This window comes from Corallococcus llansteffanensis (genome assembly GCF_003612055.1).
GTDB lineage: Bacteria > Myxococcota > Myxococcia > Myxococcales > Myxococcaceae > Corallococcus > Corallococcus llansteffanensis.
In genome coordinates this window covers 1-4,865 of sequence record NZ_RAWB01000676.1, presented here as the reverse complement: position 1 = coordinate 4,865, position 4,865 = coordinate 1, and the positions used below count along the sequence as shown (strand labels likewise).

Below are 4,865 nucleotides of genomic sequence, written 5' to 3'. Positions count from 1 at the left end.
GTCACGGCGTGTTCGCTCGAGTCCGAACCGAACCCGCCCCCGTCCACCCGCTTCGTGTACCCCAGCGGGGTGGCGTTCTGGCGCCCACCCACGGCTGGCGGACCCTCGGCGAGCAACGGCTACCTCTTCGTCGCCAACGCGAACTTCGACAACTGCTTCGACTCCGGCTCCGTCGTCGCGCTCAACCTGGACGCCCTGAGCACTCAGGCGGAAGGCCAGTCCGTCCCGGTGCCCCGGCTGGGCAGCGCCGTGCCGGCGAGCCCCCTCGCCTTCGAGGACCTGTCCACGTCCGGCGACTCGCTCGTGCAGATCCGCAGCTTCGCGGGGGACATGGCCCTGTGGGTCAACCCGGCCAACGGGCTGCCGCGCCTGTTCGTACCCTCGCGCGCGGAGGGCAATGACCTGCACGCGGTGGACGTCTCCCTCGGCGCCAACGGCGCTCCGGTCCTCGGCTGCGTGCAGGGCGGCGTGGACTGCCGAGAGGGCTCGCTGTCGCTCACGGACGACATCCCGGAGTCGCTGCGCGAGGCGGACCGCGCGGAGCTGCCGCGCGCCCCGTCGCCCATTGGCGTGACGGTGGATGACGCGAGCGGCACGCTGTACGTGACGCACTCGGAGGCGGCGGACTCGCCCGCGAAGTCCAGCACCAACTTCGAGAACTACCTCGTCACGTTGAAGACGGACAACCCCACCCGCGACACCCTGGGCTTCATCCCGCTGTCGCCGAACGGCTACCTCTACGGCGGCTCGGACTCGAGCACCGTGGGGGCGGGGTACGTCTACGTGACGGGCCGCAACTTCGTGGCCGGCATCAACGGCACGGTGGCGGCGAACTTCGTGCTGCGGCTGGTGGACAAGAACGTGCCCGGGGCCCTCCTGGAGCCCGACCTGTCGAACGTGTACCGCATCCGCGAGGCGCGCGCGGCCCGGGTGGTGTCCCGGCCGGTGACGGCCGCGGAGCGCGCGGCCCGCCCCAACTTCGTGCGCGAGCGGCTGTACATGCTGGCGCGCGGCCCGGACACGCTGCTCACGCTCGACTTCGAGTACGACGCGGTGCCCGGCGGCGCGGCCACCACGCCCGCCTTCCGGGTGGTCTCCGCGGTGCCCATGCCCGACGGCGTGAGCGACATGCAGCTCATCAGCCGGCAGGCGGCGCCCAACGATGCCGACACCAACATCATCGCGGTGACGAGCACCGGTGACAGCGCGGTGTCCCTCTACGACGAGGCGCTGGGACAGGTCGTCGTCCAGGTGCCGCTCGTCAATTCGCAGAACCAGACCAGCAACCCGTCGCAGGCCTTCGGGCTGGCGGTGGACAACCCGCCCGGCGTGAACGCGGCGCGACTGTTCGTGACCAACTTCGGAGACGGGCAGGTGGCCATCGTGGACATCCCCGACCTCACCCGTCCCCAGGACGCGAAGCTGACGGCACGGCTCGGCACGCAGCAGCAGCGGGATCCGAACCAGGGCACCAGCGTGTGCCAGGAGAACCAACCTTGAAGCGCGGCATCCCTGCTGCCCTGTTGCTGGGCGCCTCCAGCCTCCTGGGCGCCTGCTCCGACACCACCTCCACGGCGGGCGCCGCCGGCCTGTCCGGTACGTACGACGTGGTGCTCGCCAACCAGCTCGTCTTCGTCACCTCGCAGGACCGGGACGAATTGCGCGTGCTGGACCTGGAGCGCTCCCCGCGCGAGTTCCTCCCCGCGCCCAATCCGCTGGAGCCGCTGTCCATCCCCGTCATCGCGCGGCCCGACTCGCTCACCCGCGACGTGGGCTACGACACGGAGGGCTACGAGACGACCGGCCCGTACATCTACGCGCGCAGCTCCGGCGGACGCAGCATCTCCGTCGTGGCCTCGGACCGCGCGCGCCTCAATGAGGTGACGCGCCTGTCCACCGGGCAGCTCATCACCGCCTTCACCGCGCACGCCCCGGTGTCCGCGGGGGCCCCGAGCGTCCTGTTCTACGCGCTCCAGACGCGCCCGGAGGCCGCCGAGCAGCTCTGCGGTCCCTTCGGGGGCGGGGTGGTGATGCGCCAGGATCTCCCGGGTCCGGAGAACTTCGACGCCGCGGCGCTGCCGCCCGCGCTGCCCGTCTTCTGCCTGCGGCCGGCGGACACGGTGCTGTCCATGGTCACGCTGCCGGTGCACGTGGGCGTGACGGAGTCGCTGGTGCTCGCCATCCGCAACGTGACGGGCACCAGCCGGCTCGTGCGCGCCGTGGCGGACGGCGGCTCGGTGGAGATCCCCTACAAGCGGCCGCGTCCGGTGCCCTTCTCCGTGCCGGACTACACGGACCTGGTGGACATCCCGGCGCGCTTCGTCACCACGCACCCGACCTTCTTCACCGAATCGGGTCTGGAGAACGACCGCGTGCAGGCGGGCCGCTACGTGTACGCGGTGCTCGACGAGCTGACGTGCGCCTCGGCGGATTGCGAGGGTGTCATCGCGCTCGACAACGGGACGGACTGGAAGGCGCCGTCCATGGAGCCGGTGCTCGCCCGCGACGCCTCCAACGCCCCCATGCTGACGCTGCGGCCGTCCTCGGGCCTGCCCACGGGGCTCACCCTGCGTCCGGATCTGCAGGTCCGCCAGTTGCTCGCGGACGGCTCGGTCCTCACCCCCCGTGTCCCGCTGCTGGGGATCATGCCGTCGTCCAGCGGGGAGATCACCCTGTTCCGCGCCGACGAGCGGCGTGCGTTCAACCTGGACCGGATTCCCGTCTCGGCTGACCCGGTGCTCAAGACGGAGGAGCAGCGCGCGGCGGTGGCGGTGGAACTTCGCGACGGCAACGAGACCGCCCTCGCGGACACGTTCCAGGGCATCAGCGTGAACGAGCGGGGCTCGAACCAGAAGCTCTGCCCGCAGAACGCGGACGTGACCAACGCCGCGGTCTTCCTCTGTGACGGGACGCTGCCCAACGGGACCTACCGCTTCGTCTTCCAGGGCGTCCTGCCGGGCCTGCTCGACCTGTCGCGCGACGTGAGCGTGGAGGATCCGCCCTTCCTGGTGGAGACCTCGCTGGCCACGTCCCGCGGGGTGATGCCGGGTGACTCCCTCGTGCTGGCGAACACCGTGGGCGCGTGCGAGCAGAGCATCAAGGTGCTCCGCCTGGAGGACCAGGGCGACGGCCGCACCCGGCTCTTCCCGGACCTGGCGGACACGGACACCGCCCTCGCCCTGGCCAACTGCGCCACGTATCCCAGCTTCTCCGTGCGCGCCGGCCCGACCGCGAAGCCCTACGTGCTCTACGCGGGCCTGGAGTCCAGCGACAGCTATCTGCAGCGGCTGGCGGTGGGCGAGGCGTACACCGTGTCCACCCTGCTGGATTATTACTACCACCCGGACAAGTTCGACCTCGGGGTGCTCCCGCCGACGGCGGCGACCTTCGCTCCGGCGCCGCTGACGCTCACGCTGACGGCGACGTTCGGGGACGCGGAGCGGCTCAACCCCGGCGACCGCTACGTGGTGACGCTGCAGCCGCGCTTCCGCCGCTTCATCTTCAAGGTGGACGCGGACTCCGCCTCGAGCAACCTGGCGGCGTACCGCCTGCCTGGCACCGTGGTCGCCACGAACGTCGGGACCGGCGACGCTGCCTCCAGCCTCGCCTACATCGCCTATCCCTCCGCGGACGGCCTGCTGCAGATCGCCCTGGAGCAGATCAGCGACAACGCGGAGAACCTCCAGTTTGTCCGGGCCTTCCAGTAACTGGGCGGGCCGGACCGGCTCTGTTATCGTCCCCGACGTTCAGCATTTCCCGAGCCAAGAACGATGATCGATCAGAACTCCCGTCCCGCACGCAAGGTCGGCATCGCCGAGCACCTGTGGGAGACGTACGAAGAGATGGCCCAGCAGATGGGGTCGGATCGCGACGCGCTCATCAACCAGGCGCTCTTCATGTTCGCGCGCCTCAACGGCTTCATCGACGTGAAGGCGAAGGCGGAGCCGTCGATGGCGGCGGTGCCGTCGCCCACGCCCTCGCCGCGTCCGGCCTCCTCGCCGGCCCCCGCGGCCGCGTCGTCCAAGGGCGCGCCGCCGGTGCTCGCGCCCGCGCGCGCCGAGCCGGCTCCCTCCCGGCCCGCCGCCCGCAACGCGGCCGAGGAGCGCCCGTCGTCCAACGGCCTGGACAATGATCCGGTGCGCCGCGAGGTGGCCGAGCGCGTCCTGGAGACGGCCGCGGAGCTGGAGCGGCTCATCAAGGGCAAGAACGAGCCGCCCCCTCCGTCCGCCGACGACATGATCGAGGACGAGGAGGAGCCCCTGCCGGAGCAGGAGGATCCGCTCGAGGACGAACTGGAGGACGAACCCGCGGAGGAGGCCGAGGAGGAGCCCGCGGAGGAGGCCGACGAGGAGGAGGGCGCGGCGCTCTACCTGGTCACCGAGTCGGGTGAGCAGGAGAAGATCATCAAGGACCGCTACGTCATCGGCCGCGGCAAGCACTGCGACTTCGTCATCAACTCCGGCAAGGTGTCGCGCGAGCACGCCGTCATCGCCCGCGACGGCAGCGACTTCTACATCGAGGACCTCGGGTCCTCGAACGGGACCTGGTTCAACAAGCAGCGCATCAAGCGCCGCAAGGTCGAAGACGGGGACGAGTACTTCATCTGCAGCGAGAAGATCCGCCTCGTCATCCACTGATGACGCGCTGCCCCTCCGTCCGATGGCCGTGTTGAGCATTTGACGGGCCGAGGCCCTCCCTGGTTTGATGAGGGTCGCCTGCCCGGCAAGGGGACAGGTGCCGAATGACACCTGTTCAGCTCGCGCTGTGGACGATTCTGGGAGTGGCCCTGGTGATTGCGGTGGTGACCGACGTGCTGCGCCGGCTCATCCCCAATGCCGTGACCTATCCGCTCATCGTGCTGGGGC

3 protein-coding genes are annotated in these 4,865 nt (G+C 70.4%); all 3 read left to right on the top strand.

The annotated features are described in order from the left end of the window. Positions 1–1,500 (top strand): YncE family protein (locus D7V93_RS37940; RefSeq protein ID WP_120647964.1); only part of this gene is annotated, 1,500 nt, incomplete at its 5' end. After that, the gene (locus D7V93_RS37935; RefSeq protein WP_147451555.1) at positions 1,497–3,707 is read left to right on the top strand and encodes a hypothetical protein; all 2,211 of its coding nucleotides are present in this window, start codon (positions 1,497–1,499) and stop codon (positions 3,705–3,707) included. The genes D7V93_RS37940 and D7V93_RS37935, both read left to right, overlap by 4 nt. 63 nt (positions 3,708–3,770) lie before the next feature. After that, positions 3,771–4,637 (top strand): FHA domain-containing protein, encoded by an 867-nt coding sequence (locus D7V93_RS37930; RefSeq protein WP_120647962.1) that lies wholly within the window; start codon positions 3,771–3,773, stop codon positions 4,635–4,637. The last annotated feature ends 228 nt before the right edge of the window (positions 4,638–4,865 follow it).